Annotated in this window: 1 protein-coding gene; it reads right to left on the bottom strand. The window is 46.0% G+C overall.

All coding sequences use genetic code 11. The features are described 5' to 3' along the window. Positions 1-541: N-6 DNA methylase (locus tag R7190_RS30005; RefSeq protein WP_318138225.1), on the bottom strand; the 541-nt coding region annotated here is incomplete at both ends.

Raw genomic sequence — 541 nt, forward strand, 5'->3', positions numbered from 1 at the left:
CCAATCGATCTCTTGCTGGAACTCTTCAAACTTCATAGGTTTGGTTTTGCTGTAGTTCTTCACGCCTTCTGGGTAAGGGTGCTCATAGAACCACACTTCTTTGGTCGGTTGGCCTTTGGTAAAGAACAGAATGTTGGTCTTAATACCTGTGTATGGATTGAACACGCCATTAGGTAAGCGAACAATTGTGTGCAGGTTACACTCTTCCGTCAGCATCTTTTTGATTTTGGTTTTTACACCTTCACCAAACAAGGTGCCATCAGGCAATACCACACCAGCGCGACCATCTTTATCCAATACTTCGACAATAAGCTGCAAGAACAGGTCAGCCGTTTCACGAGTCTGCATTTCGGCAGGGAAGTTCTTTTCAATCCCGTCCTCTTCTGTGCCGCCAAACGGTGGGTTAGTCGCAATCACATTGATATTGCTATCCCAACTTGAAAGCGGCTTATTGAGCGTGTTGCCGTGCTTGATCTGATCAGGGACTTCGATGCCGTGGAGCATCATATTGGTGATACACAGCAAATGTGGCAGTTGTTTC

It is taken from the genome of Vibrio sp. 1078-1 (assembly GCF_033340475.1).